At 58.9% G+C, this 26,398-nt stretch carries 25 protein-coding genes and 1 pseudogene; 13 read left to right on the top strand and 13 right to left on the bottom strand.

All coding sequences use genetic code 11. The annotated features are described in order from the left end of the window. Positions 1 to 43 precede the first annotated feature (43 nt). Together D3Z90_RS08370 and D3Z90_RS08365 are read left to right on the top strand one after the other, a co-directional pair. On the top strand, positions 44 to 265 hold the full coding sequence (locus D3Z90_RS08370) for a YgdI/YgdR family lipoprotein (RefSeq protein WP_136475293.1): 222 nt from the start codon (positions 44 to 46) through the stop codon (positions 263 to 265). 138 nt (positions 266 to 403) lie between these two features. Next, positions 404 to 778: a glycine zipper domain-containing protein gene (locus D3Z90_RS08365; protein WP_136475292.1), complete on the top strand. Its 375-nt coding sequence runs from the start codon at positions 404 to 406 to the stop codon at positions 776 to 778. A gap of 77 nt (positions 779 to 855) precedes the next feature. On the opposite strand, the gene mqo is transcribed toward D3Z90_RS08365, so the two are convergent. From mqo to D3Z90_RS08350, 4 genes and pseudogenes are all read right to left on the bottom strand, one after another. Beyond that, positions 856 to 2,454 (bottom strand): malate dehydrogenase (quinone), encoded by a 1,599-nt coding sequence (gene mqo / locus D3Z90_RS08360; RefSeq protein WP_136475291.1) that lies wholly within the window; start codon positions 2,452 to 2,454, stop codon positions 856 to 858. Between the two features lie 364 nt (positions 2,455 to 2,818). After that, entirely contained in the window at positions 2,819 to 3,523 is a 705-nt protein-coding gene (locus D3Z90_RS27305) for a methyl-accepting chemotaxis protein (protein ID WP_371922313.1), read from the bottom strand. Between the two features lie 228 nt (positions 3,524 to 3,751). Then, positions 3,752 to 3,862 (bottom strand): annotated as a pseudogene (locus D3Z90_RS27300) (hypothetical protein); the annotation flags it as partial. Positions 3,863 to 4,644: 782 nt separating this feature from the next. Continuing rightward, positions 4,645 to 6,417 carry an ABC transporter transmembrane domain-containing protein gene (locus D3Z90_RS08350; RefSeq protein ID WP_136478896.1) on the bottom strand — a complete coding sequence of 591 codons (1,773 nt, stop codon included), beginning with the start codon at positions 6,415 to 6,417 and terminating at the stop codon, positions 4,645 to 4,647. 284 nt (positions 6,418 to 6,701) lie between these two features. On the opposite strand from D3Z90_RS08350, the gene D3Z90_RS26765 reads away from it, so the two are divergent. Beyond that, positions 6,702 to 6,875 carry a PA1571 family protein gene (locus tag D3Z90_RS26765; RefSeq protein ID WP_168198444.1) on the top strand — a complete coding sequence of 58 codons (174 nt, stop codon included), beginning with the start codon at positions 6,702 to 6,704 and terminating at the stop codon, positions 6,873 to 6,875. A 52-nt stretch (positions 6,876 to 6,927) separates the two neighbouring features. Here the strand turns inward: D3Z90_RS26765 and pdxB are convergent, their stop codons facing one another. Next, complete coding sequence (gene pdxB / locus D3Z90_RS08345) at positions 6,928 to 8,070, bottom strand: 4-phosphoerythronate dehydrogenase PdxB (protein WP_136475289.1); 1,143 nt, start codon at positions 8,068 to 8,070, stop codon at positions 6,928 to 6,930. Positions 8,071 to 8,225: 155 nt separating this feature from the next. Between pdxB and D3Z90_RS08340 the strand changes: the two genes are divergently transcribed. After that, positions 8,226 to 9,623, top strand: coding sequence for an MATE family efflux transporter (locus D3Z90_RS08340; RefSeq protein ID WP_136475288.1), 1,398 nt, complete (start codon positions 8,226 to 8,228; stop codon positions 9,621 to 9,623). Here the strand turns inward: D3Z90_RS08340 and tusA are convergent. Together tusA and rlmM are read right to left on the bottom strand one after the other, a co-directional pair. Then, positions 9,620 to 9,862: a sulfurtransferase TusA gene (gene tusA, locus D3Z90_RS08335; protein WP_133211128.1), complete on the bottom strand. Its 243-nt coding sequence runs from the start codon at positions 9,860 to 9,862 to the stop codon at positions 9,620 to 9,622. The genes D3Z90_RS08340 and tusA overlap by 4 nt on opposite strands. A gap of 31 nt (positions 9,863 to 9,893) precedes the next feature. Continuing rightward, a complete protein-coding gene (gene rlmM, locus D3Z90_RS08330; RefSeq protein WP_136475287.1) occupies positions 9,894 to 10,958 on the bottom strand; it encodes a 23S rRNA (cytidine(2498)-2'-O)-methyltransferase RlmM in 1,065 nt (354 codons plus the stop codon). A gap of 253 nt (positions 10,959 to 11,211) precedes the next feature. Here rlmM and acnA point away from each other — a divergent pair, with 253 nt between their 5' ends. The 3 genes from acnA (at position 11,212) to D3Z90_RS08315 (ending at position 16,540) form a co-directional block, all read left to right on the top strand. After that, a complete protein-coding gene (gene acnA, locus D3Z90_RS08325) occupies positions 11,212 to 13,953 on the top strand; it encodes an aconitate hydratase AcnA (RefSeq protein WP_136475286.1) in 2,742 nt (913 codons plus the stop codon). 151 nt (positions 13,954 to 14,104) lie between these two features. Beyond that, complete coding sequence (locus D3Z90_RS08320) at positions 14,105 to 14,881, top strand: CPBP family intramembrane glutamic endopeptidase (protein WP_136475285.1); 777 nt, start codon at positions 14,105 to 14,107, stop codon at positions 14,879 to 14,881. 93 nt (positions 14,882 to 14,974) lie between these two features. Next, positions 14,975 to 16,540, top strand: coding sequence for a PAS domain-containing methyl-accepting chemotaxis protein (locus tag D3Z90_RS08315; RefSeq protein WP_136475284.1), 1,566 nt, complete (start codon positions 14,975 to 14,977; stop codon positions 16,538 to 16,540). Between the two features lie 40 nt (positions 16,541 to 16,580). On the opposite strand, the gene D3Z90_RS08310 is transcribed toward D3Z90_RS08315, so the two are convergent. The 4 genes from D3Z90_RS08310 to D3Z90_RS08295 form a co-directional block, all read right to left on the bottom strand. Continuing rightward, positions 16,581 to 17,468, bottom strand: a complete 888-nt coding sequence (locus tag D3Z90_RS08310) for a pseudouridine synthase (protein ID WP_136475283.1) — start codon at positions 17,466 to 17,468, stop codon at positions 16,581 to 16,583. Positions 17,469 to 17,518: 50 nt separating this feature from the next. Next, positions 17,519 to 17,830: a transcriptional regulator gene (locus tag D3Z90_RS08305; RefSeq protein ID WP_136475282.1), complete on the bottom strand. Its 312-nt coding sequence runs from the start codon at positions 17,828 to 17,830 to the stop codon at positions 17,519 to 17,521. A gap of 88 nt (positions 17,831 to 17,918) precedes the next feature. After that, entirely contained in the window at positions 17,919 to 18,350 is a 432-nt protein-coding gene (locus D3Z90_RS08300) for a D-Ala-D-Ala carboxypeptidase family metallohydrolase (protein WP_136475281.1), read from the bottom strand. A gap of 94 nt (positions 18,351 to 18,444) precedes the next feature. Next, positions 18,445 to 18,681: a glutaredoxin family protein gene (locus D3Z90_RS08295; RefSeq protein WP_136475280.1), complete on the bottom strand. Its 237-nt coding sequence runs from the start codon at positions 18,679 to 18,681 to the stop codon at positions 18,445 to 18,447. A gap of 176 nt (positions 18,682 to 18,857) precedes the next feature. Here D3Z90_RS08295 and D3Z90_RS08290 point away from each other — a divergent pair, with 176 nt between their 5' ends. Further along, positions 18,858 to 20,816: a monovalent cation:proton antiporter family protein gene (locus D3Z90_RS08290; RefSeq protein WP_136475279.1), complete on the top strand. Its 1,959-nt coding sequence runs from the start codon at positions 18,858 to 18,860 to the stop codon at positions 20,814 to 20,816. Here the strand turns inward: D3Z90_RS08290 and D3Z90_RS08285 are convergent, their stop codons facing one another. Further along, positions 20,817 to 22,025 (bottom strand): ammonium transporter, encoded by a 1,209-nt coding sequence (locus D3Z90_RS08285; RefSeq protein WP_136475278.1) that lies wholly within the window; start codon positions 22,023 to 22,025, stop codon positions 20,817 to 20,819. A gap of 300 nt (positions 22,026 to 22,325) precedes the next feature. On the opposite strand from D3Z90_RS08285, the gene D3Z90_RS08280 reads away from it, so the two are divergent. Genes D3Z90_RS08280 through D3Z90_RS08270 form a run of 3 tightly spaced genes read left to right on the top strand, consistent with a single transcriptional unit; the run spans position 22,326 to position 23,355 of the window. Continuing rightward, positions 22,326 to 22,640, top strand: coding sequence for a YqjD family protein (locus D3Z90_RS08280; protein WP_136475277.1), 315 nt, complete (start codon positions 22,326 to 22,328; stop codon positions 22,638 to 22,640). Positions 22,641 to 22,648: 8 nt separating this feature from the next. Beyond that, a complete protein-coding gene (locus D3Z90_RS08275) occupies positions 22,649 to 23,026 on the top strand; it encodes a phage holin family protein (protein WP_136475276.1) in 378 nt (125 codons plus the stop codon). Next, positions 23,023 to 23,355 (top strand): hypothetical protein, encoded by a 333-nt coding sequence (locus D3Z90_RS08270; protein WP_136475275.1) that lies wholly within the window; start codon positions 23,023 to 23,025, stop codon positions 23,353 to 23,355. The genes D3Z90_RS08275 and D3Z90_RS08270 overlap by 4 nt, the downstream gene beginning before the upstream one ends. Before the next feature lie 34 nt (positions 23,356 to 23,389). On the opposite strand, the gene D3Z90_RS08265 is transcribed toward D3Z90_RS08270, so the two are convergent. Beyond that, positions 23,390 to 23,995 carry an ATP-binding protein gene (locus tag D3Z90_RS08265; protein ID WP_136475274.1) on the bottom strand — a complete coding sequence of 202 codons (606 nt, stop codon included), beginning with the start codon at positions 23,993 to 23,995 and terminating at the stop codon, positions 23,390 to 23,392. Positions 23,996 to 24,128: 133 nt separating this feature from the next. On the opposite strand from D3Z90_RS08265, the gene D3Z90_RS08260 reads away from it, so the two are divergent. Then, the gene (locus D3Z90_RS08260) at positions 24,129 to 25,460 is read left to right on the top strand and encodes a deoxyguanosinetriphosphate triphosphohydrolase (RefSeq protein WP_136475273.1); all 1,332 of its coding nucleotides are present in this window, start codon (positions 24,129 to 24,131) and stop codon (positions 25,458 to 25,460) included. Positions 25,461 to 25,764: 304 nt separating this feature from the next. Then, complete coding sequence (locus D3Z90_RS08255) at positions 25,765 to 26,391, top strand: response regulator transcription factor (RefSeq protein WP_136475272.1); 627 nt, start codon at positions 25,765 to 25,767, stop codon at positions 26,389 to 26,391. Positions 26,392 to 26,398 lie beyond the last annotated feature (7 nt).

Below are 26,398 nucleotides of genomic sequence, written 5' to 3'. Positions count from 1 at the left end.
CGTCTCAAGAACATTACGCACCATCCTTTACTGGAGAAACACAATGATTCAACGGACCCTTCCTGCATTTCTGCTCGCCCTCGGCCTAGGTACTCTGGCAGGTTGCGCTTCGCCAACGGTCATCACCCTGAACGACGGTCGCGAGATCCAGGCAGTCGACACACCGCAATATGACGATGAGTCGGGCTTCTATGAATTCGAACAACTTGATGGCAAGCGTACGCGCATCAACAAAGATCAGGTTCGTACCGTAAAAGATCTTTGAAGCCATAGCGCACTACAACGAGCCCGCCTTGCGCGGGCTTTTTTGTGTCCCGATTGCAACAAACCACCCTGGCCAGCATTGCACCCTGCTGCCGCGCCCAGCAGAATGCGCGCCTTTCGAACTTAGAGGTTGAAACACATGCGTAAGACTCTTGCCGCCCTGACACTTGGCCTGCTGTGCACTCAAGGCGCCATGGCTGGCGATGGCCAGACTGCCGTAGGTGGCGGCCTGGGCGGTGTTCTGGGCAACGTGGTTGGCCAGCAACTGGGTGGCAGCACAGGCGCCGCGATCGGTGCCGGTGTCGGTGGCGCCGCAGGCAGCGCCATGGGCGCAAAAAGTGGCAACAAGACCAAGGCGGCCATTGGTGGCGGCCTGGGTTCTGCTGGCGGCTCGCTGGTAGGCGGCAAGCTGGGCGGCAGCACCGGTTCGGCAATCGGCGCAGGCCTCGGTGGTGCGGCTGGCGGCGCCCTGGGCAACAACCTGGCCAATGACCATCGTAAAAAGCGTCATTGATCTCAGGCTGAACAAACCCAGCGCCGAAACGAAACAGCCCCCTGAATAGGGGGCTGTTTTTTCTACCGATGCAAACGTTACAGCGCAGGCTCAGCCTGAACGGCAGCAGTTTCTTCAGGCAGCACCGGAACGTACAGCAACTGCAGGCGCGAGCTGCTCCATTCACGGGTCTTGTTGGTCAACTCAAGATTATTGTTGAGCTTCTGGCCATAGGTCGGAACGATCTCCTTCAGTTTGGCCTGCCACTCAGGGTTCTTGATTCGATCCTTGAAGGTCTTCTCCAGCACGCTGAGCATGATCGGCGCAGCAGTCGAGGCGCCAGGCGATGCGCCAAGCAAGGCTGCGATAGTGCCATCCTGGGCGGCAACCACTTCGGTACCGAATTGCAGGACACCGCCGTGCACAGGGTCTTTCTTGATGACCTGGACGCGCTGGCCAGCTTGCAGCAACTTCCAGTCTTCGTTCTTGGCGTTCGGGAAGTACTCGCGCAGCGCCTCCATACGGTCATCGAAGCTGAGCATCAGCTGTCCCATCAGGTAAGTGCTCAGGTCAATGTTGTCGATACCGGCGTGAGTCATCGGCATGATGTTGTGCGTAGTCAGCGCAGCAAACATATCGAGCAACGAACCGTTCTTGAGGAACTTGGTCGAGAAGGTCGCGAACGGGCCGAACAGCAACACTTCCTTGCCGTCGATAACCCGCGTGTCCAGGTGTGGAACGGACATCGGCGGTGCACCCACCGAAGCCTTGCCGTACAGCTTGGCTTTGTGACGAGCAACGATAGCCTGATTATCGGTCATCAGGAACTGACCACCTACCGGGAAGCCTGCATAACCGTCAGCTTCCGGAATAGCGGACTTCTGCAGCAACTTCAGGGCGCCACCACCGGCACCGATAAAGACGAACTTGGCTTTGACGCTACGCTCTACACCCTTGTTGGCCAGGTCAGCGACGACCACGGTCCAGGTGTTGTCGGCGTTGCGGACGATGTCACGCACTTCATGCTGCACATGCAGCTTGACGTTGTCATGCTTGGTCAGCGAAGCGATCAACTGACGGGTAATTTCGCCAAAGTTGACGTCGGTGCCGATCGGCATGCGGGTCGCGGCAATCTTCTGGTCGGCAGCACGGCCTTCCATCACGATCGGCACCCATTTCTGGATCTGGGCGTGGTCCTCGGAATACTCCATGCCACGGAACAACGAGCTGTGCTGCAGGGCTTCATGGCGCTTCTTGAGGAACTCGACGTTCTTGTCGCCCCAGACGAAGCTCATGTGCGGCACGTTGTTGATGAACGACTTGGGGTTGCTCAATACGTTCTGCTCGACCTGATAGGCCCAGAACTGCTTGGATATCTCGAACTGCTCGTTGACCCCTACCGCCTTGCTGATGTCGATTTTGCCGTCGGCGCCTTCACTGGTGTAGTTCAGTTCGCAGAACGCGGAGTGACCAGTACCTGCGTTGTTCCAGGCGTTGGAGCTTTCTTCGGCAACTTTGTCCAGACGCTCGTAGATGTCGATCGACCAGGTAGGCTCCAGCTCATTGAGGTAAGTACCCAGGCTCGCGCTCATGATGCCGCCGCCGATCAGCAGGACATCGACGGTTTTTTCTGGCTCGCTGGGTTTGGAGCAACCAATGACGCTCAGGCATAGGAGCGCCAGCAGGATTTTTTTCATAATTCAATCCAATGAAGGTGGAGTAATTGGCAATGACCGTTGATTCCGTTGCGCACGCCCACATTCTTGTTATCGCTCGCACATACCAAAGCTTAGCGAGGCCTGGCGCTCTGGCGAGCGGCCGGGACACGCGGCAATGTGTTGTCGGCTGGGATTATTCGATGGATCGGAACCGGTCGTCACTCGGACGAACTGACATTGAAGCTTGCTGCCGCCTTTAAGCACAAATCAGGCCAACTCATGCAAGACTAACGACTAATAGCTAGGACGAGTCGTCGCACCCCATCTTTAACGGTTTTTCTGGCGACAATCCGCCACATTGCCACGCCCTGAAGCAGCTATGTGGCGGATTTCCCCCTGCCAATCAGGCGCTCAAACGGGCGGTAACCTCGCCGAGCTGACCTGATAGTCCGTGCAGGCGATGCCCGGCCTGCTCGGTGTGCTGCACCGCCTGCTGGTTGGCAGTGGCGATGCGGGTAATCTCCACCAGATTGCGAGAGATGTCTTCTGCCACACTGGTCTGCTCTTCGGCGGCGGTGGCAATCTGCCGATTCATGTCGCGAATGGCCTCCACCGCCTGGGTGATACGCTGGAGCATCTGCCCGGCACGCTGAACTTGTTCAGCCCCCTCTTCACTGCGCTGCTGCCCGCTCTCGATCGCCTTGACCGCCTCCAGGGCTCCGTTCTGCACAGCACCGATAATCTGGTTGATCTCGGCGATCGAAGCCGCAGTACGCTGGGCCAGACTCCGTACCTCATCCGCGACTACGGCAAAACCACGACCGGCCTCCCCCGCGCGCGCCGCCTCGATGGCGGCATTGAGCGCCAATAGATTGGTCTGCTCGGCAATCGCGCGAATCACCTCCAGGACCTTGCCGATCCGGGCGCTGTCAGCTTCCAGATGGCGAATCACCGCCGCTGTTCCGGTGATTTCCTGGTTTACGGCAGCAATGGTGTCGATGGTGGCCTGCATCACCTGTTCGCCCGCCTGGGCACTGTGATCGGCATCATCAGCGGCGCGTGCCGCTTCTGCGGCGTGGCGGGCAACTTCCTGGGCTGTGGCTGACATTTCATGCATGGCCGTGGCAACCTGATCAGTACGCTGGAACTGATCATCGGTCCCTAGCGCCATGCTGCCGGCAAGGGAGCGCAAATCACCACTCGCAGCTTCCAGTTCGCCGGCATTGTTTTGCAGCCGAGCAATGGTCTCGGCGAGAAAGTCACGCAAGGTATTGGCAGCCACCGCCAGACGGCCCAGTTCATCCTGGCGGTCACTGGCTACACGTGCCTCGAAGCGCCCCTGACTCAGTTGCGCGACATACTCGATCAGCGCCCGGATCGGCTCGATCAGGCTACGATTGATCAGCCACAGGCTGAACACCCCCACCACAAGTGCAGAGCCGAACATCACCAGCAGCCCCAGCCACACGATACGTTCGGCAGACGCATTGATGGCCTGGGCACGACCCTGGGCATCGCTGCGCAACTGGCTGACCAACTCGCTCATTTGCTCACTGGTCGCTCGATCCACACCTTTGACCGCCTGATCCCCGACCGCAGGGTCGGCACCTGCGGCCAAAAATGCCTGGCGCCCCTGAGCGTAGGCCTGGCCCAGTTGTCGGTGGCTCTGCTTGAGTTGCTCGGCACGCGCTTTGAGCGTGGCGTCGCTACTGCGGATCAACTGATCGAGAATACCCTGCACCTGCTGTTCGCGGGCCAGAAACTGCTGCCAGTACTTATCCAGTTCCGCCGGCTGCTTGCCACGCAGTAACACGTTCTTCCACTCTTGAACCTGCACCTTGAATTGCAGATTGGCCTCATCGATCAACTGCGAGGCCTGCAACGGCCCATCAATCAGTTGTCCGTAGCCACGCACACTGGAGGACAGCAATTGAAAGCAGACCAGAGCGATCATCAGTATCGCCAACAGGCTGCCAGCGAGTAATGCGAGGATTTGCACTCGGAGGGATTTACGCAACATCGGCAGGGTTCCGGAACAAGGAAATAGGAAGCGAGGCATCGCTGCATCAACCAGATAAAGACGTCCTTGTCCTCGTTCACTGGCAGCTGCTGCAGGCGAAAAAAAAAGCTGCCATCATCCGATAGCAGCCAAGTTCGAGCGTTACGCAACAGCTGTGATAGATAGTCTCAGGGGATTGCTACAAAAATGTGACAGTCCGCGAAACGCTGTCACATTTCCGTAACGGTGTTGAATTGCAACGCCGCCAGTCGCGCGTACAACGGGCTTTCAGCGATCAACTGGCGATGTGTGCCGATCGCCACCAGGCGCCCCTGGTCAATCACAGCGATACGATCGGCATGCTGTACCGTGGCTAGCCGATGGGCGATAACCAACGTGGTGCGCCCACGCATCAGCGTCGGCAGCGCTTGCTGAATAAGGTGCTCGCTTTGGGCGTCCAAGGCACTGGTGGCCTCATCGAGCAGCAAAATCGGTGCATCTACCAGCAACGCTCGAGCAATAGCCAGGCGCTGACGCTGGCCGCCTGACAATCCCAGCCCCGCGTCTCCCAGGTGAGTCTGGTAACCGTGGGGGAGTTGGAGAATGAATTCATGGGCGTGAGCGCTTCGGGCCGCCGCCTCGACCTGCTCAGCACTGGCATCGGCACGCCCGTAACGGATGTTGTCCTCGACCGTACCGAAGAACAATGCCGGGTTCTGTGCAACCAGGGCAAAATGCCGACGCAGGTCCAGGGGATCAAGCCGGTTCAACGCCTGGCCATCCAGGAGTATCTGCCCTTGCTGAGGGTCGTAGAAACGCAGCAACAAGTCGAACAACGTCGACTTGCCAGCCCCCGAAGGCCCAACCAGCGCCAGCGTCTCTCCTGGTTCGACAGTCAGGCTCAAGCCGTCGATAGCAGCAGGTGTGGGTCGTGACGGATAGGCAAAGCGCACCTCGCGCAACTCAAGCCGGCCCCTGACCCGCAACGCACTATGCTCCAAGCCTTCGGCCGGCGCGCTGATTTCATTTCGGGCGGCCAACAATTCGGCAATACGCTCAGCCGCACCCGCGGCACGCTGCAGCTCACCGATTACCTCGCTGAGCGTACCGAAGGCGCTGCCGACGATCAGGCTATAGAACACGAACGCCGCCAACTCGCCCCCGGAAATCCGCCCGGCGATGACATCCATGCCGCCAACCCAGAGCATTACCCCCACGGCCCCGAGCACCAGCACGATTACCAGAGTAATCAGCCAGGCCCGCTGCATGATGCGCTTGCGCGCGATGGCGAAGGCAGCTTCCACGGTCTGGCCGAAGCGCTGCTGATCGCTTGCCTGGTGGTTGTAGGCCTGCACGGTCTTGATCTGTCCAAGGGTTTCGGCAACGTAGCTACCGACATCGGCTACCCGGTCCTGGCTCTGACGCGACAGGCTGCGTACCCGTCGTCCGAAGATCAAGATCGGTGCCAGCACCAGCGGCAAGGCGACCACCACGATGCTGGTCAACTTGGGGTTGGTCACGAACAACAGAACAATGCCACCCAGTACCATCAAGGCATTGCGCAGAAACAAGGAAAGTGACGAGCCGATCACCGACTGCAGCAGGGTCGTGTCGGCAGTAAGGCGCGACTGAATTTCCGAGCTGCGATTACTCTCGAAAAAGCCTGGATGCAAATAGATCAGGTGATCGAACACTTGCTGACGAATGTCGGCCACACACCGTTCGCCGATCCACGACACCAGATAGAAGCGACTGAACGTCCCGATCGCCAGTGCCAATACCAGCAACAGGAAGAAACCGATGGATTGGTTGAGCAACTGCGGTGAGCGGGTCATGAAGCCCTGATCGACCAGTAAGCGTATGCCCTGGCCCATCGACAGCGTGATACCTGCTGTCACGATCAAGGCGAGCAACGCCAGCAGAACTTGTTTGCGATAAGGGCGAACAAAACGCCAACCCAATTGCAGCGCCTGGCGCTGGCGGGGTGAGAAGCGGTTGAGCATGGAGAGACCAACGATCAATTGTTTCTGCCAGCCTACACCTGACCGCTCGTCCCATGCCAAGGAACTCACAGGAATAAACAGTCGTCATTTAACAAACCAGTCTCGGCGCCCCTCTAGATGTCGCCGCTTAAGTGGTTAGACCGTTTCGTTCTAAGGCACCACTGGAGGTTTGTCCAACTTTCTGTTGGACTGGAGGGAGTCGTAGCGTGAAAACCGACGCAGCTGTCATAGTTCGGTCACTGCGCGACTCTAGTCTGAGCTGGCAATCTGATGAGGAGACAAAAATGAGCTTGCAACACAGCACCAACCAGCCCAAAAGCGCTCCAAACCCGCAAGCGCCGGTGGGCGGTTCGATCATCGGCCCAGATGGCAAAGAGATCATCATCACCGAAGAGATGGTCCAGCAGGCGTGCGAAAAGCTGGAACAAAGCCGCAAGGCACCCGCCAAGAAAGACTGAATCACCGAATTGTTCAACCCGGCCCGAGCGCCGGGTTTTTATTACCTGAAATTCAGGCCAGCACAGCGCCCAGGGCTCGAACCATCTGCGCCAAATGGGGGGCTTCGCCATGCAGACGCACCACCAGGCCTTCGATTTCACGGCGCGGCGGGTAGTGCTTGCGCAAGGCATCGAACGCACTCTTTTGCTCAAGCACATCACTGCTCAAGCTGCGACGAAAATCAGCGTCGTCACGGCGTGGGTCATACACCGCACGGCACAGGGTTGCCAGCGCCCAGGCAGGATCGGTTTCAGCCTGCAGGCCCACTTCTGCCAACCAGGACTGAGGCAGCAAGTCGGCCAGTTGCACTGAAGCCGGCTCACCACGCCAGGCACAAAAAGCCTGATAAATCTGTGCAGTGCCGCGTTGCTTGCCGTCCAAGCTGTAACCGGCAATGTGCGGCGTGGCCAATACACAAAGGTCAGCCAGCTCCAGATCGACCTGCGGCTCGCCCTCCCAGACGTCCAGTACCGCCAGCACATCTTCTCGCTGCAGCAATAGCTCGCGCAGCGCCGAATTGTCGATAACCGGGCCACGGCTGGCATTGATCAGCCAGGATCCCGGACGCAATGCCTGGAGTTGCTGCTCGCCGAGCAAATGCCAAGTCGCGTTCTCGCCACAACGGGTCAGCGGCGTATGCAAACTGATCACATCGCAACGCGCCAGAATGGTTTCCAGGCTGACATAATCACCACCCTCTCGGGCCTGGCGTGGCGGGTCGCACACCAATACCTGCCAACCCAAACCACGTAGCACCTCAACCAGGCGCCCTCCCACCTCACCGGCACCGACGACACCATAAGTACGCCCAGCCAGCTCGGCACCATCGAGTTCAGCCAACGTCAGCAGACTACCCAGCACATAATCGACCACACCTCGGGCGTTACAGCCCGGTGCACTGGACCACTGGATGCCAGTCTGAGCGAAGTAGTCCAGCGCCAGGTGGTCGGTACCAATGGTGCAGGTGCCGACGAAGCGAACCTTGCTGCCCTCAAGCAGCGCCTGATCGACGCGAGTCACCGAGCGCACCAGCAGGACATCGGCATCTTTTACACAGGCAGCATCGATTGCACGTCCCGGATAACGGCGAATTTCGCCGAATCCTGCAAAAAAGGCATCGAGCAGCGGAATATTCTCGTCGGCAACAATCAGCATGGCGCTCTCCTATCGGGGTGCGCAGTGTAGGCCCTTGCAGGGGCGCTAATCCAGTTACCGAAAGATTCCGCCGATGGATTTCCTGACCGGAATGTCAACGGGTACACTGGTCGGCTTTGCATCCTATTTTGCAGGACACCTGCCTTGTGACGCCCATGATCAGCGACGCTCTATCTCCTTCCTTATCCCGCGCTGCCCGGGTGCGCGTAGAACTGCGCAGCCTGTTGTTGCTGGCAACGCCGATTATCATTGCGCAACTGGCGACCACGGCCATGGGCTTCGTCGATGCGGTGATGGCCGGACGGGTGAGTCCGCGCGATCTTGCAGCCGTAGCATTGGGCAACTCGATCTGGATTCCGGTGTTCCTGCTCATGACCGGTATTCTGCTCGCCACCACGCCTAAGGTAGCCCAGCGTTTTGGTGCCGGGCAGCATGCTGAAATCGGTCCGCTGGTGCGCCAGGCGCTGTGGTTGGCGGTCACCGTCGGCCTGATTGCCAGCGCTTTGCTGATCTGTGCCGAGCCGGTCCTGCAAGTGATGAAAGTCGACCCGCAGCTGATCGAACCGAGTCTGGGCTACCTGCAAGGCATCGCCTTTGGTTTTCCCGGTATCGCACTCTATTACGTGCTGCGTTGCTACAGCGATGGCCTTGGCCATACCCGCCCGAGCATGGTCATTGGCTGCCTCGGCTTGTTGCTGAACATTCCGCTCAACTATGTGCTGATCTATGGTCACCTCGGCCTCCCGGCCATGGGCGGCGTTGGCTGTGGCTGGGCCAGCGGTATCGTCATGTGGTTCATGGCCCTGGCCATGGCTGCCTGGACCCGCTGGGCCCCGGCTTACGAAAAGAGTCGGGTACTGGTCAACTTCGAGCGCCCGCAATGGCCAGTCATCAAGCGCTTGACGGGCGTCGGACTGCCAATTGGCATCGCGGTGTTTGCCGAGTCGAGCATCTTCGCGGTAATTGCCCTACTGATCGGCAGCCTCGGCCCGACGGTGGTGGCTGGCCATCAGATCGCCCTGAACATCAGCTCCCTGCTGTTTATGATCCCGTACTCACTGGGCATGGCCGTGACGGTACGGGTCGGCCAGGCATTGGGCGCCGGGGCGCCGCATCAGGCACGCTTTGCCGCCCTCGTGGGACTGGCGGCGGCACTGGTCTTCGCCTGTTTCTCGGCCAGCCTGATCTTGCTGATGCGTGAGCCGATCGCTTCGATCTACACCCCTGACACGACGGTTATCCAGATTGCCGCCATGCTTATCGTGTACGCCGCGCTGTATCAGTTTTCCGATGCCATCCAGGTGATTGCAGCGGGCGCCTTGCGTGGCTATCAAGACACGCGAGTGACAATGATCCTTACCCTGTTCGCCTACTGGGGCATCGGCTTGCCGGTGGGCTACGTGCTCGGCCTGACCGATTACTGGGGCCCAGCCAGCGGTCCCAACGGTTTGTGGGAAGGGCTGATTGCCGGTTTGACGTGCGCAGCGGTGATGCTGTCCATTCGTCTGGCACGCAGCAGTAACAAACACATTCGCCGGGCGCATCGCGCTTAGTCGAGTTTCTTGCGGATCCAGTACAGGTAGGTGCCGGCATCTTCCTGTTGCTGGACCAGTTCATGGCCCAGGAACACGCAGAACTTGGGGATATCACGGCGCGTCGATGGATCGGTGGCGATAACTTTGAGCAAGCCGCCCGCGGCCAGGTCACGAACGTGCTGGTGCAACATCATTACCGGCTCAGGGCAGTTGAGGCCGGTGGCGTCGAGAACCGCGTCCGGGGTGAAATCAGTCATGTGCAACTCCAGAAACTGTTAACTGTGGGGTTCAGCGTGGTTTCAAATCCAGCCGACGCAAGTGGCAGGTTACCTCTTCGCGGTCGTGGTACAGCTGCTTGCAGCCGATTGAAACCTTGACCTTGCGCGCCTTGAAGCCTTCCTCGATGCGGTCGAGCAAGCGCCGCACTTCGGCATAACGCTGCTTCATCGGCAACTTGAGGTTGACCACCGCTTCGCGGCACAGACCTTCGCCCAACCAGGTCTCCAGCAACGCAGCACTGCGCGCCGGTTTTTCGACGATATCGCAGACCATCCAGTCCACAATCTGCTTGGGCTTGTAGGTAAAACCGTCGGCCATCAGGTGCTGCACCAGCCCGGTATCCATCAGACTTTCCGCCATCGGTCCGTTATCGATGGCGGTGACCAGCATGCCACGCTTGACCAATTGGTAGGTCCAGCCGCCGGGTGCCGCGCCCAGGTCTACGCCCGTCATGTCATCGGACAGTCGCGCCTCCCACTGGTCCCGAGGAATGAAATGATGCCAAGCCTCTTCCAGCTTGAGGGTCGAGCGGCTGGGCGCTTCACGAGGGAATTTCAGACGTGGGATACCCATTGGCCACATGGCCGAATTGTCTGCGGCGGCAATGCCTGCGAACACCCGTCGGCCGCTGACGAAGGTCAGCAACAAACGTGGTTTGCTGGCGTCTTCAACCAGGCGCCCGGCCTTGCTCAAGGCCTTGCGCAGGGGCACTTCGAACTTGCGGCAAAACGTCGAAAGCTCTTTTCCGTCGTTGGTGTCCATTACTTCCAGCCAAAGGCTGCCGCACTGCGGGTACTCGGCCAGAAAGTCGAGCAGCACACTGATTCGGTCGGTTTCCGGCAGCTCGATGAAACTGCCGCGCGCCCACTGACGGGGAAAGATCAGTTGGCCAAAGCGCAGCTCGCCCATCAGGCGCTCGGCCCCTTCAGCGTCGTTGCAGATGAACTCGGCACACGCGGTTTGCGGCTTGGCCTTGGCGTAACCGGGAACGTTCAGCCGGGCGGCATGTTCGGCGATTTCCGAACACACTTCACTTTCGAAGCCGGGCCGGCAGTGCATAAACAGGGTATTCATTCTCACTCCAGGACGGTTGGCAGCCAATCACTCCAACCCTGACCGAGCGCAATGTACTGCGCCGGCAAATGCACGAATGATAAAGGAAGTTCGGAACCTGCGACATGCCCCGCCGGTCCAGAACATGGTCAGGGGTGACAAACAGGTCTAACCTGACCGTTCAGCCAGGTCCGTGCCGTGCGGACCGTCATAGAGGCGGTGAACCGGCGACAGCAGGGAAGATTGCCGTTCACCGGCGCAGAAGGAGTTGGTAATGCCCTCGCTAGATAGCCTGAAAACGTTAAAGTCATTACCGGTCGCTGACCGCACTTACGCATACTTCAGTCTCACTGAAGCGACAAAGAGCCTCGGCGACCTGCAGCGCTTGCCGATGTCGCTGAAAGTGCTGCTGGAAAACCTGTTGCGCTGGGAAGATGGCAAAACCGTCACCCAGGCCGACCTCCGCGCCCTCGCCGACTGGCTCAAGGAGCGTCGTTCCGACCGAGAGATCCAGTACCGCCCGGCACGGGTGCTGATGCAGGACTTCACTGGTGTGCCGGCAGTGGTCGACCTGGCAGCCATGCGTGCGGCCATGGCCAAGGCCGGTGGCGATCCGCAACGAATCAACCCGCTGTCGCCGGTCGATCTGGTGATCGACCACTCGGTCATGGTGGACCGCTACGCCAGCCAAGAGGCGTTCGCCGAAAACGTCGACATCGAAATGCAGCGCAATGGCGAGCGTTACGCCTTCCTGCGCTGGGGTCAGAATGCCTTCGACAACTTCAGCGTGGTGCCGCCCGGCACCGGCATCTGTCACCAGGTCAACCTGGAGTACCTGGGACGAACCGTCTGGACCCGTGAAGAAGACGGCCGCACCTATGCCTTTCCCGACACCCTGGTCGGCACCGACTCGCACACCACCATGATCAATGGCCTGGGCGTGCTGGGCTGGGGCGTGGGCGGGATCGAGGCCGAGGCAGCCATGCTCGGTCAACCGGTCTCGATGCTGATTCCCGAGGTCATTGGCTTCAAACTCACCGGCAAACTGCGCGAAGGTATTACGGCTACCGACCTGGTGCTGACCGTTACCCAGATGCTGCGCAAAAAAGGTGTGGTCGGTAAGTTTGTCGAATTCTACGGCGATGGCCTGGCCGACCTGCCTCTGGCCGACCGTGCAACGATCGCCAACATGGCTCCCGAATACGGTGCCACCTGCGGCTTCTTCCCTGTCGACCAGGTGACACTCGACTACCTGCGCCTGTCCGGGCGGCCCAATGAAACGGTGCAACTGGTTGAGGCCTACTGCAAGGAACAAGGCCTGTGGCGCTTGCCAGGCCAGGAGCCGGCGTTCACCGACACCCTGGCGTTGGACATGCATGAAGTCGAAGCCAGTCTCGCCGGCCCCAAGCGCCCTCAGGACCGGGTTGCCCTGTCGCAGGTCAGCCAGGCTTTTGACGGGTTCCTCGGCTTGCAGCTACGTGCGTCGAACAAAGAAGTCGGGCGACTGGAGAGTGAAGGCGGCGGGGGCGTAGCCGTCGGCAATGCCGACCAGGCTGGCGAAGTCAGTTATGAACATGGCGGCCAGCATCATTTACTGCGCGACGGCGCCGTGGTAATCGCCGCGATCACCTCCTGCACCAACACCTCCAACCCCAGCGTCATGATGGCCGCCGGGCTGGTAGCGAAAAAGGCGATCGAAAAAGGCCTGCAGCGCAAACCCTGGGTCAAGAGCTCCCTGGCTCCTGGTTCCAAGGTAGTGACTGACTACTACAAGGCGGCCGGCCTCACACGCTACCTGGATGAACTGGGTTTTGACCTGGTGGGGTACGGTTGCACCACGTGCATTGGTAACTCCGGCCCGCTTGACGAAGTCATCGAGAAGGCCATTACCGGTGCCGACCTCACCGTCGCCTCGGTGTTGTCGGGCAACCGCAACTTTGAAGGCCGGGTGCATCCGCTGGTGAAAACCAATTGGTTGGCCTCTCCACCATTGGTGGTGGCCTACGCCCTGGCAGGAACCGTGCGTCTGGATTTGAGCACCGAAGCGCTGGGCACCGGCAGCGATGGCCAGCCGGTATACCTGCGCGACATCTGGCCGAGCCAACAGGAAATTGCCGACGCCGTTGCCAAGGTCGATACCGCCATGTTCCACAAGGAGTACGCCGAAGTTTTCGCGGGCGACGCCCAGTGGCAAGCGATTGAAGTACCGCAAGCCGCAACGTATGTCTGGCAGGAAGACTCGACCTACATCCAGCATCCACCGTTCTTCGATGAAATCACCGGACCCCTTCCGGTTATCGAGGACATCCATGGCGCGCGAGTCCTGGCGCTGCTCGGCGACTCGGTCACCACCGACCACATTTCCCCGGCCGGTAATATCAAAGTCGACAGCCCAGCGGGTCGCTACTTGCGCGACAAAGGCGTCGAACCACGCGATTTCAACTCCTACGGCTCTCGACGCGGTAACCATGAGGTGATGATGCGTGGCACCTTCGCCAACATCCGCATCCGCAACGAGATGCTTGGTGGCGAAGAAGGCGGCAATACGCTGTATGTGCCGACTGGCGAAAAAATGGCGATCTACGATGCAGCCATGCGCTACCAGGCAGAAGGCACTGCGCTGGTGGTTGTCGCCGGCCAGGAATATGGCACCGGCTCCAGTCGCGACTGGGCAGCCAAGGGTACCAACCTGCTGGGTATCAAGGCAGTACTGGCAGAAAGCTTCGAGCGAATCCATCGCTCGAATCTGGTGGGCATGGGCGTGCTGCCCTTGCAGTTCCTCAGCGGACAGACGCGCAAGAGCCTTGGCCTCGATGGCAGTGAACACATCGATATCCTTGGCCTGAGCAATGCGCGGATCCAGCCCCATATGCACCTGGAGGTGAAGATCACGCGTCAAGATGGCACTCAGGAGCAGATCAAGATGCTGTGCCGCATCGATACCCTCAACGAGGTGGAGTACTTCAAGGCAGGCGGCATCCTGCATTACGTGCTGCGGCAATTGATCGCATCCTGAAGCACCAGCCCGGCCCTTTGTGGCCGGGCCTTTGTTTGGTTACACACTGCTGAACGACAGCTTGTTGTAGGAGCGATACAACAAACAGGCGTGCCTTGAACGACACCAGTGGAGTCGAAGGCTTCACTTTTCGCCGCACAATGGAATCTACATGCCTGCCTCCCAATGGATCGGACTGGCCCTGCTGGGTCTTGGTTACGTCTACTCGCTCATTCATGGCAACCTGGGTTTACTCGCCCTGCCCACGCTGATCGCGTTGTTGTGCACAGGCTTGCTGGTCAACCGCGCGGCGCGCTGGCAACAAATAATCGGTCATGCCCTGTTCGTGCTCCTGGCACTGGGCCTGGCGTTGCACTGGCTGCCTGGATTCCAGGGCAGCAAGGTCATCGACAAAGCACTCTGGAGCGAAGGCGCGGTGCCCTTCACCATGTACCTGAATCTGGACAAGCCGCTTATTGGCTTTTGGTTGCTGCTAGCCTGCCCGTGGGTACTGGCAATGGGCGGCAAGCGCCTGCTGCCAAGCCTGGCGGCTACCCTACCGGCGGTGATTGCCGCCTGCCTGGGCGGCGCCTGGTTGGTGGGGATTATTACCTGGACACCGAAATGGCCAGAACAAGCCTGGCTGTGGATGCTCAACAATCTGCTGCTGGTCAGCCTGACCGAAGAGCTGCTGTTTCGCGGTTACATTCAGGGCGGCTTGCAACGTTTGCTCAAGAATCAGCACCTGGCACTGTTTTTTGCTGCCGGCCTGTTTGCACTGGCTCATCTTGGTGCCGGCTGGTTGTGGGTAGTGCTGGCGTTCGTGGCGGGTATCGGTTATGGCCTGGCGTATCGCTATGGAGGCCTGTTCGCTGCAATACTCTGCCATTTCGGCCTAAACCTCGCACATTTCGCCGGCTTTACCTACCCAATGCTAGCCCCGTCGTGAACCCACAGTCATTTACTGACGCGTGTAAAAATACATTCAACAATCACCCCATGTTGCCGATAACCTTCGAAAGCCTTGCGGATTGAACAGCTTATGCGTAACAACCAGCCAATAACTCAGCGCGAACGGACTTTCCCTGCTCAACAACGCTTGATCTCGACCACCAATGCCAAGGGTGTCATCACCTACTGCAACGATGCCTTCGTCGAAATCAGTGGTTTTTCCCGTGAGGAACTGATCCGCGCGCCCCATAACCTGGTGCGCCATCCAGACGTCCCGCCTGCGGTGTTCGCCCACATGTGGAACACGCTCAAACAAGGTCTGCCATGGATGGGCATCGTCAAGAACCGCTGCAAGAATGGCGACCATTACTGGGTCAACGCCTACGTCACCCCGGTGCTCGAGAACAACCAGGTGGTCGGCTACGAATCGGTGCGTATCAAACCGACCGCCGAGCAGATTCGTCGCGCCGAAGCGCTTTATCAGCGCATCAACCAAGGGCGCGCGGCGATTCCACGTCGCGACCGTTGGTTGCCGGTAGTGCAAGACTGGCTGCCCTTCATTCTGGTCAGCCAGGTCGGTTTCCTGATCGGCAACTGGCTCGGTCACTCCTGGGGCTTCGCCTTGGCGGCAGCACTGTCGGTGCCACTGGGGCTGCTGGGGTTGAGCTGGCAGCAGCGTGGACTCAAACGTCTGCTACGCCTGGCTGAACAAGCCACATCCGACCCGCTGATCGCGCAAATGTACACGGACAGTCGTGGCGTCCAGGCGCGCCTGGAAATGGCCATGCTCAGCCAGGATGCACGGATGAAAACCTGCCTGACGCGTCTGCAAGATACCGCAGAGCATCTCAACGAGCAGGCTCGGCAATCCGACACCCTGGCCCACAACAGCTCCTCGGGGCTGGAGCGCCAGCGAGTCGAAACCGAACAAGTCGCCGCTGCGGTCAACCAGATGGCAGCCACCACCCAGGAAGTGGCCAATCATGTGCAGCGTACGGCCGATGCGACTCAAGAAGCCAACCGCCTGACCAGCCGTGGCCGCAATATCGCTGGCGAAACGCGCGACGCCATCCAGCGCCTGTCGTCAGCTGTAGGTGAAACCGGCCTGACCGTGACTCAATTGGCCCGTGACAGTGACGAAATCGGCGGCGTGGTCGATGTCATCAAAGGCATCGCCGACCAAACCAACCTGCTGGCCCTCAACGCTGCGATCGAAGCGGCGCGTGCTGGCGAGATGGGGCGTGGGTTTGCCGTCGTGGCCGACGAAGTTCGTCAACTGGCACAACGCACCAGCGAATCGACCGGTCAGATCCACGGGCTGATTGCCAAGCTGCAACAAACCGCCAGCAATGCCGTACAGACCATGGAGGCGGGTCATCGCCAAGCCGAGGAAGGTGTCGCCCGGGTGATGGAAGCGGACCAGGCGCTGGTGGGCATAAGCGAAGCGGTGGCCAACATCACAGACATGACCACGCAGATCGCTGCTGCCACCGAAGAGCAGACTGCCGTAGCCGACGAGATCAGCCGCAATATCAGCACAATCGCCGAACTGGCAGATCAAACCTCCGAGCAGGCCCAGCACTCGGCGCTGCTCAGCGAAGAATTGAACCAGACGGCGACTACTCAATACTCGCTGGTCGAGCGCTTCAACCGCTGAAAAAACGGCGCGCCCACTGGTGGGTGCGCCGCTTCCCTGCCTACCAGTCGAGCGTCAGCCGACTTTCGAAATAACGTTCTTCACCACTTAGCGGATCGTTGAATCGCAAACTCCGCGCCAGTAGCTTCAACGGCTTGCTGTAGTCATCCTGCTCCTGCAGCACCTGCGGATAGAACGGATCGTTGCAAATACTCGCCCCAAGGGCCGTCATGTGCACGCGCAACTGGTGAGTCTTGCCGGTAATCGGCGACAGCGCATACCGCCAGAGCTCGCCATTCTTCTCCAGCACCCGTGCCAGGGTTTCGCTGTTGCTTTGCCCCTCGACTTCCTGCATGCGAAAGAATGGTTCGCCATTCACCATTCGGCTCTTGTGCACCCGTGGAAACTGCAGGTGCGCCAGTGCTGGCGCAATAGCCTGGTACTGCTTGTCGATCTGCCGATTGGGAAACAGCGATTGATAGGCTGAGCGGCTCTGCGGGTTCGCGGAGAACAACACCAGGCCGGCGGTGTGTCGATCAATACGGTGCAAAGGCACCAGGCTGGGGTTGTCGAGGCGCCGGATCAGCCGACGCAATAACGTGTGCTCGACATACTCGCCAGTCGGCGTGACCGGCAGAAAGTGCGGTTTGTCTGCCACTACGAGGTGCTCGTCGACGTGCAGGATCTGCTCCTGGAACGGAATCACTTTCTCGTTGGGTACTTCGCGAAAATAGTGGATACGCAGGCCTGGCTTGTAGGCCAATGTGGCACTGATGGGCTGCCCATGGGCATCGAGTACTCGCCCACGGGCGATACGATCCAGCCACTGTTCGCGTCCAATGGCCTTGAAGTGCTCGCTCAGGCAGTCAAGCACGGTGACCCAGTTGCCAGGCGGCAGGCAGACCGTACTGGCTTGGTGCTGGGCCGGATCGAAAGGGGCAATGGCCATGGGAACGCTCTTGACAGATTGACCGTGCATTATCCCGCAAGCCTGGCGCCTCAGCCAGTCTGGGTTGCAGCGGCCTCGGTGAATTCCTTGAGCCAACGCAGAACATCGACCGCTTCCCAGCGACCTGGGTCATAAAGTGCATACAGCAAACCCTGATAACCGACCACGTCAAGAGCGCGATGGTAGCCGGCGCGCTGGAACAACGCTTCGATCTCGGCAAAACAGGTATTGAAGTGCAGTTTGTTGAAGGGCGTCTTGCCCTCCAGCACCAGACCGTCGAGGCGCAACTCGAGCACCGCTTCGCTCACCCTGTCGATAGGCATGCGGTTAACGGTGTATTTCAGTTGTTCGACATTGACCATGGTTTGGATCCTCAGGGCAAACGCCACCCCTATACTGTATTTATATACAGCATATTCAGAGTTATCGGACACGTCAATCAGACCCGGCTCAGACCAGCCCCGGAAGGTAGCCAGACCCCTTGCGTATCGTCAGCAATTGCCGCCTTTGCAGGCCCTCGGCAAGACCAAGGTGCACCCACTGATCGAATTCAATAATCAATTGATCAAACATCAATGGACTGCCTGCCACACACCGCGCCAAGGTTGCAGGGCTCATGCCCGGCACGTTGATGTCTGCGGCAAGACCCTGCATATGCGCACTTTGGGGTGCCCCGCCGATGATGCGATTCAACTCGGTACTGCGGTAACCGCTGCTGACCAAAACCGGCTTTTCCACCAGCAGGCGTACTTGTTCCAGAAGCGCGCATAATCGGCGAAGGTTGTCGAGGGTTTCTACGCTGGGTGAATTATCGATACCCAAGCGCACAGCGCTTTGCGATGCCGTCATTTCGGCCAGGGTGAAATGCTCGCTGAGGTTCATGATCCACTCCTTGGTACACATAACAGCGTCCAAGGATTGGACCTCTACCCACGCGGCGGCGCACGAGAGGAATTCTCTCCGCAGGGCTAGCGCTTCAGCGCAGAAATGCCACCACTTGATCGGCATCGAACGGCCAGTTCAACTCGGCGCCGGTATCACAGCGGCGTAGCACCGGGATTTTCAGGCCGTATTGCTCGACCCAGAATTCGTTCTCGGCAATATCAACCAGCTCGACCAACAGGCCATGCTCGACGAAAGGCATCAACAAGGCTTCTGCCACTTCACACAGGTGACAACCCAGGGTGCCGTACAGTTGGCATTCAGGAAGCATGGACAAGTACCGGCAGATGGTTGAAAGGACCACTATTCTAGGTCTGCTAGCTGGAACCGTCGAGCACCCAGCGTGGCGCATGCAGCGCTGGCCGGCTGCTGATTCAGATCAGCGCGCACGCTTGCGCTATGGTGCAGACTTAATGGTTTTCATCGTTTTTCCACATGGAGTGTTTTGTGTTCGCCAACCTGTTGATCATTCTGGCTTCGTCGCTGGTCGTCATTGCCTTCTTCAGGCGCCTGAAGCTGCCGCCTGTACTGGGTTACCTCTGCGTTGGCCTGTTCGTCGGCCCTACGGCCCTGAACTGGGTCAACGAAAGCGAAGAACTGCCCGACCTGGCGGAAATGGGTGTGGTGTTCCTGCTGTTCTCCCTGGGCCTTGAATTCTCTCTGTCGAAAATGCTTGCCCTGCGCAAGGTGGTATTTGGCCTGGGCAGCCTGCAGGTGGCCTGCTCGGGGATCCTGCTGGCCGGGCTGCTGTTTTTACTCGACATGCCCGCCAACGCTGCACTGCTGCTAGGCGCGGGGCTGGCGTTGTCGTCGACGGCAATCGTCAGCAAGGAGCTGACCAGCCTGGGAGAGATTTTCAGCAGTCACGGGCAAAACGCAATCGGCGTGCTGCTGTTTCAAGATGTGGTGGCGGTACTGCTGTTGACGCTGGTCCCGGTGTTTGCGGGCCAAAGCGATCAAGCCTGGTACTGGGCCTTGCCGTTGACCCTGGGCAAAACCGTCATCCTGTTTATCGGCCTGTTGCTCGCCAGCCGGTGGATACTGCCGCGCCTGTTCCATGAAGTTGCCAGCTCTCATTCGGCCGAGTTGTTCGTACTGCTGGCTTTGGTGATAGTCCTGCTAACCGCCTGGCTGACCCATTTGCTCGGACTGTCACCGGCACTGGGGGCGTTTCTTGCCGGCATGCTGTTGGGCGAGAGCAACTACCGCCATCAGATCGAGGCAGATATCCGCCCCTTCCGCGACATTCTCCTGGGGCTGTTCTTCGTCAGTATCGGCATGCTCATCGACTTGCACCTGTTTGCCACCCATGGCCTGGAGATTCTCGCGCTGACCCTGGGCCTGCTAGTGGTCAAGGGCTGTGTGGTGGCGGCACTGGTGCGCATACGTGGCAGCGATGCTGAAACGGCCTGGCGCAGTGGCCTGGCTCTGGCACAAGGTGGCGAATTCTGCTTTGCACTCATGGCCCAGATGCAACAAACCCATCTACTCCCCGAGGCTATTGGCAATCTGCTGCTGGCAGCTACCTTCTGCTCGATGCTGGTCACGCCCCTGCTGCTGCGTGCAGCGCCAGGCCTTGCCGCCCGCCTGCACCGCAAGCCCAATGAAGAAGTTCACCTGGAGGAAATCGAGGCACAAAGCGCCTCGATGAGTGGGCACGTGCTGATCTGCGGCTATGGCCGAGTCGGGCAATCGATCGGACGTTTCCTGCGTCGGGAAAACATTCCCTTCATTGCGCTCGATGATGACCCTGTCAGGGTCCAGGAAGCTGCCGCTGGCGAAAGCTGCGTGCACTACGGTGACTCACGTCGTGGGGATCTGCTCAGCGCTATCGGCCTTGAGCGAGCACGCCTGCTGGTGATTGCAGTAGACAAGACCGATATCGCCATGAGCGTCCTTAAAGTGGCCCGCGAACGTCATCCCGACGTGCAGATACTGGTGCGCACCCGCGACGACAGTCAGCGTGAAGAGTTGAACGCTGCTGGCGCCACGGCCGTGGTGCCGGAGCTGCTCGAGTCGAGCCTGATGCTCGCCTCCCATGCACTGATCATGCTTGGACTGCCGATGGAGCATGTGCAAGCGCGAATCAATGAAGTGCGCCAGTCACGCTACCGTATGCTCCAGGCGTTCTATCATGGCGCACAAACCAGCCCGGTCGACAGCGAAGGGCTGCCCAAGGCCATGATGCACGCGGTCAATCTCGGTGCCGAAGCTTACGCCTGTGGACGCCCGCTGAGTGAACTGAACCTTGAACAGCTGGGCGTCGAATTGCAGGGGGTGCAACGCAATGGCGAAGAGCTGGCCGTAGATGCCCAGACGTGCCTGCATGCGGGTGATGCGGTGCTGCTCAGCGGCCCACAGCCTGCGCTCTCAGCCTGTGAGGCGCGACTGGTGGCCGGACGCTGATCAGTCCTGGCTGGTGGCGCCGATCTTGTGGATCGACAGGTCGGCGCCGTAGTACTCCTGCTCCTGGCTCAAACGCAGGCCAACCAGCAGTTTGATCATGCCATAAACGACAAAACCACCGGCCAGTGCCACCATCACCCCGGCCAGGCTGCCGATCAACTGGCTGATCAGACTGACGCCGCCCAGCCCACCGAGTGCAGTCTGGCCAAAAATGCCACAGGCGACACCACCCCATACCCCGCACAAGCCGTGCAGCGGCCAGACGCCCAATACATCGTCGATTTTCCAGGTGTTCTGCGCGGCAATGAAGCACCAGACAAACAAGGCGCCAGCAATCGCTCCGGTAGCCAGCGCTCCGACCGGATGCATCAGATCAGAACCGGCGCACACTGCTACCAGCCCAGCCAGTGGACCATTGTGCAGAAAGCCCGGGTCGTTGCGCCCGACCAGCAAGGCGGCCACGGTGCCACCCACCATCGCCATCAACGAATTGACCGCCACCAGACCGCTTACCCCTTGCAGGGTCTGGGCACTCATGACGTTGAAGCCGAACCAGCCGACAATCAGGATCCATGATCCCAGCGCCAGAAACGGGATGTTCGAGGGGGCAAACGCCACCAACTTGCCGTCACGGTAACGGCCATTGCGCGCCCCCAGCAGGAGCACGGCAGTCAATGCCAACCAGCCGCCCATGGCATGCACGACCACGGAGCCGGCAAAATCGTGGAAGCCGGCGCCAAATTGCTCTACCAGCCACTGCTGCGCACCAAAATTGCCGTTCCAGACAATGCCTTCGAAGAATGGATAAACGAAGGCGACAATCAGCGCCGTGGCGCACAGTTGCGGAGCAAAACGGGCACGCTCGGCGATGCCTCCAGAGATGATCGCCGGAATCGCCGCGGCAAATGTCAGCAGAAAGAAGAACTTCACCAGGCTGTAACCATGCTCGTGGCTGAGCACCGACGCCGGCTGCAGAAAACTCACACCATAGGAGATCCAGTAACCAACGAAGAAATACGCCAGAGTTGATATGGCGAAGTCACTGAGGATCTTGGACAAAGCGTTGACCTGGTTTTTGTGCCGCACAGTACCCACTTCGAGGAAGGCAAAGCCGGCGTGCATGGCCAGCACCATTACAGCGCCCAGCAGGATGAACAGCGTATTGGAGCCGTGGACCAGCGTGTCCACTGCACTTTGCAGGTTTTCCATAGAATCGGCAGGCCTTTCGAAAAAGCACCAAGACAGCGCGGAGTGACTCCTTTGTGCACCAGCCTGGATCAATGAAGCGCCTCCTCCCTGGGCAGATCCTGCTGATATCTGGAGTTTTTCCTTGGGTTTGTCGTGGATTGGGTTAAGGTTTACAGGACCGTTCAAGGCCTTCGCATGGACGAAGCGAAAGCCGCGGACCTGAGCGCCCCTTGGAACAGCAAAACCTGTACCAGCGTTTTACTCTGAACCTTCGCAAGTAAACGCCACTCGAAATAGCCACACACCCTTAAGGAGAGCCCCATGACCAGCAAATCGGCAAAGACTGCTCAAGACATACTGATGGCCGACTTCCAGGCTCTGGTTCGTGACACGGAAAAATTGCTGGAGCACTCCGCCACATTGGCTGGTGATCAGGCCGATGAGCTGCGCGAGCAGATTCATGACAGCCTGCTTCGCGCTCGCGAAACCCTGCAGCTTACCCAGGACTCGGTCCGTGAACGCAGCCAGGCTGCGCTGACGGCGACTGAAGATTATGTCCAGAGCAACCCATGGCAATCGATTGGTATCGCCGCCGGGGTGGGTTTCCTGATTGGTCTGTTGGCAAATCGGCGCTGAGGTTGGCTATGGAAAGTGAATCGATCAGCACCAGTGCAGCTTCAAGCAAGCGCCTGGGTGCCGCCGTACTTGGCCTGCTGCACGGTCATGTCGAGCTGTTCGGAATTGAACTGCAGGAGCAGAAAGCCCGAACCTTGAGCCTGCTGCTGTTTGCCGGCCTGGCCCTGGTGTTTGCCCTGCTGCTGCTGGTGGCTCTCTCGGGCCTGGTGCTAGTGCTGCTGTGGGACACTTATCGGTTGGCCGGGGTCATTGGCCTGTGTGTGTTCTACGGCCTGGCGGCGGTGTTTTGTGGACTGCGCTTGAAAGCTGCGGTGTTCGACGAATCATCGCCTTTCCACTCGACCCTCGAAGAACTTGCCAAGGACCGGGAGCGCCTACTGCCATGAGCCTGCCTGAGTTGCCGAAAACCACCGACCGCCGTGAACTGCGCAAAGCGTTGATCCGCTTGCGCCTGGAAATGCACCGCCAGGAAATCCGTCATGAGTCCGGACAATTGCTCACCCCCCTTACCCGCCTGCGCGCCATGGGTGACAACCTGCAGGGCGGCCTGGGTATAAAGCATGCGCCACTGTGGGGAATTGGCGCAGTGGTGGTACTCGGATTTCTTACCGGCAAAGGCGCAAAGGGCGGTGGTCTGATCCGAATGATTCGCTTGGGGAGCAGCTTGATACCGTTGCTCAAGTTGGCGATGCAGGGCGCCGCCAACAAGCGTTGAGCACCTCGCGAACTCATCCACTGAGCTGCCGGCGCTAGGCGCTGGGCAGTGAGGCGATCATTTGGTCGAAAGCCGCTACCGAGTATCGATTGTCAATGGATTGCACGTCAGGCATAAGGGCGGGAAAGTCGAAACGCACCCTGCCTGGCAGTGCCTTGTCGAGGGCTGAGTACCAGTCCATAAGTGCGGTTTGCAGACGTACGTGCAAGTCGAAATTTCTTCTTCGTCGACTGGTGTCTGCCTTGGCTCGTTCGCGTGCAAGCTGCGGATCGATCCGCCCGACAATGTAACAGTCAGCAAAGCCGATTCGCCCTTGCGCTACTGTTTCTCTGGTGGCCGCCAGTTCCAATAGCCAATCCTGTTCGCATGCTTCACCAATCTGCCAAAGAGTCCAGATGTAGTGGAGCTTTAACGGGTCGCTGTCACACAGCGCCCACCCATGGCTTTCTTCCGTTGCGAGTGTCGCCTGCCAGCGCTCTACATTCCGTTCGGACCAGAAAGCTGCCGCTGCTACCGGCTCACGTTGACGGTCCGGCACATTCCCGAAACGTCCATGCTCAGCAACGACATGCTCTGCTCCATGCTTCGTGCACCACGTGGTTTTCCCACTGGCACTGATACCCTCGACCACGACAATCATCCTGCTGGCTGCTCCACGCATTAGGTAAATCGTCCATAAGCCTACAGGCATCCGCTGACTGGCACTGATTAACTTGCAGGCACCACGCCGAAGCTGGAAGCTACAGGCTTGCCCCTGTATCGGAGAATCGGCCTTGGACTGGCACACCCTGCTCACCCGCGAACGTCTTGGCAAGACCCTGCACAGCCCTGAAGAGCTGGGCCGCAGCCCCTTTCACAAAGATCATGACCGGATCATCTTCTCCGGCGCGTTCCGCCGCCTGGGACGCAAGACCCAGGTGCATCCGGTATCGAGCAATGACCATATCCATACGCGCCTGACACATTCGCTGGAAGTCAGTTGTGTCGGCCGCTCACTGGGTATGCGCGTTGGCGAAACCCTGCGTGACAAGCTGCCGCAATGGTGCGAGCCGAGTGACCTGGGCATGGTCGTGCAATCGGCATGCCTTGCCCATGACATCGGCAATCCCCCCTTCGGCCACTCCGGCGAAGATGCTATCCGCCACTGGTTCCAGCAGGCCGCCGGGCGCGGCTGGCTGGATGACATGACGGACGCCGAACGCGCCGACTTTCTCAATTTCGAAGGCAATGCCCAAGGCTTTCGCGTGCTGACGCAATTGGAATACCACCAGTTCGATGGCGGCACCCGCCTGACCTACGCCACCCTCGGCACCTATCTCAAGTACCCCTGGACCGCCCGCCACGCTGACGCACTGGGCTATAAAAAGCACAAGTTCGGCTGCTATCAGAGCGAACTGCCTTTGCTTGAACAGATTGCCCGCAAGCTGGGCCTGCCACAGATCGAGGAGCAGCGCTGGGCGCGACATCCATTGGTGTATCTGATGGAAGCCGCCGATGACATCTGCTACGCCCTTATCGACCTCGAAGACGGCCTGGAAATGGAACTGCTCGATTACCCCGAGGTGGAGTCGCTATTGCTGAGCCTGGTGGGTGATGACCTACCAGAAACCTATCGGCAACTGGGCCCCGGCGATTCGCGCCGGCGTAAGTTGGCAATTCTGCGCGGCAAAGCCATCGAGCATTTGACCAATGCCGCCGCTCGGGCCTTTGTCGAACAACAGCAGACTCTGCTTTCTGGCCAGTTGCAGGGCGATCTTGTCGAACATATGCATGGCCCGGCCAAGCGCTGCGTTCTGCAAGCGAAGGACATGGCGCGCAAGAAAATCTTCCAGGACAAACGCAAGACCCTGCATGAAATCGGTGCCTATACCACGCTTGAGATCTTGCTCAATTCTTTCTGTGGCGCGGCGCTGGAGCAGCATGGGGGACGCACACCGTCATTCAAGAGCCGACGCGTACTTGACCTGCTTGGCAACAATGCTCCAAACCCTACGGCATCCCTACACAGTTCGTTCTTGCGCATGATCGATTTCATCGCCGGAATGACAGACAGTTATGCCAGCGAAATGGCACGAGAGATGACCGGCCGCTCCAGCCCGGTTTGACCCCGAGAGGAATAAGCCTGCTGTAAACGAAACGGTTCTCAGCAGGCTTGTTCTATCTGCGTTTTCCTGCAGGACAAAGACTACAAAGCGAACCGCCAACTAAACAAGTCGTTCAAAATGAAACAGAAAGTTACCAATAAACGCAATTACGGCAATAACACCACACAACTCTCGTAGGCCATTCCTGCATTAAAGGTAAGACATTTCCTATATAGCACTTACCAGCGTTTGAGTTCATGTGCGACCTGTTCTATCTGCGTTAAGGTGCCCGCCTACTCTTTGGCACCTTCATGGAAAGTTCAACATGCATTCTGTATTCATCATCGACGATCACCCGGTCATCCGCCTGGCGGTGCGCATGCTCCTGGAAAACGAAGGCTACAACGTGGTCGGAGAGTCGGACAATGGTGTAGACGCCATGCAAATGGTCCGCGAATGCCCGCCGGACCTGATAATTCTCGACATCAGCATTCCACGGCTGGATGGCCTGGAGGTGCTGTCGCGTTTTCACACCATGGCAATTCCACTGAAAATTCTCGTGCTCACGGCACAATCGCCAGCGTTGTTCGCCGTTCGCTGTATGCACTCCGGCGCCGCTGGATATGTGTGCAAACAAGAAGATCTGAGTGAACTGCTCAGCGCTATCAAAGCGGTACTGTCGGGTTACAACTATTTCCCCAGCCAGGCAATCAACAATCTCCGAACTCAGGGAGACGAGCTATGCGAACTGGATCTTTTCAAACAGGTCAATGATCGTGAGCTCATGGTATTGCAACTGTTTGCCCAGGGAAGGAGTAACAAGGAAATTGCCCAAGGCATGTTTCTCAGCAACAAAACTGTCAGCACTTACAAAAAGCGCTTGATGCAGAAGCTTAAAGTCAAATCGCTGGTCGAACTTATTGAAATGGCCAAACGCAATGCTCTGGTTTGAGTCAGGC

Source organism: Pseudomonas sp. DG56-2 (assembly GCF_004803755.1).
In the GTDB taxonomy this organism is placed as follows: domain Bacteria; phylum Pseudomonadota; class Gammaproteobacteria; order Pseudomonadales; family Pseudomonadaceae; genus Aquipseudomonas; species Aquipseudomonas auratipiscis.
The sequence above is the reverse complement of the archived record's forward strand: the minus strand, read 5'-3'. Positions and strand labels throughout refer to the sequence as shown.

Excerpts from the sequence above, each read along its gene's own strand:
- D3Z90_RS08370 (WP_136475293.1), top strand. The coding sequence starts at position 44 with ATGATTCAACGGACCCTTCCTGCATTTCTGCTCGCCCTCGGCCTAGGT.
- D3Z90_RS08365 (WP_136475292.1), top strand. The coding sequence starts at position 404 with ATGCGTAAGACTCTTGCCGCCCTGACACTTGGCCTGCTGTGCACTCAA.
- mqo (WP_136475291.1), bottom strand. The coding sequence starts at position 2,454 with ATGAAAAAAATCCTGCTGGCGCTCCTATGCCTGAGCGTCATTGGTTGC.
- D3Z90_RS27305 (WP_371922313.1), bottom strand. The coding sequence starts at position 3,523 with ATGTCAGCCACAGCCCAGGAAGTTGCCCGCCACGCCGCAGAAGCGGCA.
- D3Z90_RS08350 (WP_136478896.1), bottom strand. The coding sequence starts at position 6,417 with ATGCTCAACCGCTTCTCACCCCGCCAGCGCCAGGCGCTGCAATTGGGT.
- D3Z90_RS26765 (WP_168198444.1), top strand. The coding sequence starts at position 6,702 with ATGAGCTTGCAACACAGCACCAACCAGCCCAAAAGCGCTCCAAACCCG.
- pdxB (WP_136475289.1), bottom strand. The coding sequence starts at position 8,070 with ATGCTGATTGTTGCCGACGAGAATATTCCGCTGCTCGATGCCTTTTTT.
- D3Z90_RS08340 (WP_136475288.1), top strand. The coding sequence starts at position 8,226 with ATGATCAGCGACGCTCTATCTCCTTCCTTATCCCGCGCTGCCCGGGTG.
- tusA (WP_133211128.1), bottom strand. The coding sequence starts at position 9,862 with ATGACTGATTTCACCCCGGACGCGGTTCTCGACGCCACCGGCCTCAAC.
- rlmM (WP_136475287.1), bottom strand. The coding sequence starts at position 10,958 with ATGAATACCCTGTTTATGCACTGCCGGCCCGGCTTCGAAAGTGAAGTG.
- acnA (WP_136475286.1), top strand. The coding sequence starts at position 11,212 with ATGCCCTCGCTAGATAGCCTGAAAACGTTAAAGTCATTACCGGTCGCT.
- D3Z90_RS08320 (WP_136475285.1), top strand. The coding sequence starts at position 14,105 with ATGCCTGCCTCCCAATGGATCGGACTGGCCCTGCTGGGTCTTGGTTAC.
- D3Z90_RS08315 (WP_136475284.1), top strand. The coding sequence starts at position 14,975 with ATGCGTAACAACCAGCCAATAACTCAGCGCGAACGGACTTTCCCTGCT.
- D3Z90_RS08310 (WP_136475283.1), bottom strand. The coding sequence starts at position 17,468 with ATGGCCATTGCCCCTTTCGATCCGGCCCAGCACCAAGCCAGTACGGTC.
- D3Z90_RS08305 (WP_136475282.1), bottom strand. The coding sequence starts at position 17,830 with ATGGTCAATGTCGAACAACTGAAATACACCGTTAACCGCATGCCTATC.
- D3Z90_RS08300 (WP_136475281.1), bottom strand. The coding sequence starts at position 18,350 with ATGAACCTCAGCGAGCATTTCACCCTGGCCGAAATGACGGCATCGCAA.
- D3Z90_RS08295 (WP_136475280.1), bottom strand. The coding sequence starts at position 18,681 with ATGCTTCCTGAATGCCAACTGTACGGCACCCTGGGTTGTCACCTGTGT.
- D3Z90_RS08285 (WP_136475278.1), bottom strand. The coding sequence starts at position 22,025 with ATGGAAAACCTGCAAAGTGCAGTGGACACGCTGGTCCACGGCTCCAAT.
- D3Z90_RS08280 (WP_136475277.1), top strand. The coding sequence starts at position 22,326 with ATGACCAGCAAATCGGCAAAGACTGCTCAAGACATACTGATGGCCGAC.
- D3Z90_RS08275 (WP_136475276.1), top strand. The coding sequence starts at position 22,649 with ATGGAAAGTGAATCGATCAGCACCAGTGCAGCTTCAAGCAAGCGCCTG.
- D3Z90_RS08270 (WP_136475275.1), top strand. The coding sequence starts at position 23,023 with ATGAGCCTGCCTGAGTTGCCGAAAACCACCGACCGCCGTGAACTGCGC.
- D3Z90_RS08265 (WP_136475274.1), bottom strand. The coding sequence starts at position 23,995 with ATGATTGTCGTGGTCGAGGGTATCAGTGCCAGTGGGAAAACCACGTGG.
- D3Z90_RS08255 (WP_136475272.1), top strand. The coding sequence starts at position 25,765 with ATGCATTCTGTATTCATCATCGACGATCACCCGGTCATCCGCCTGGCG.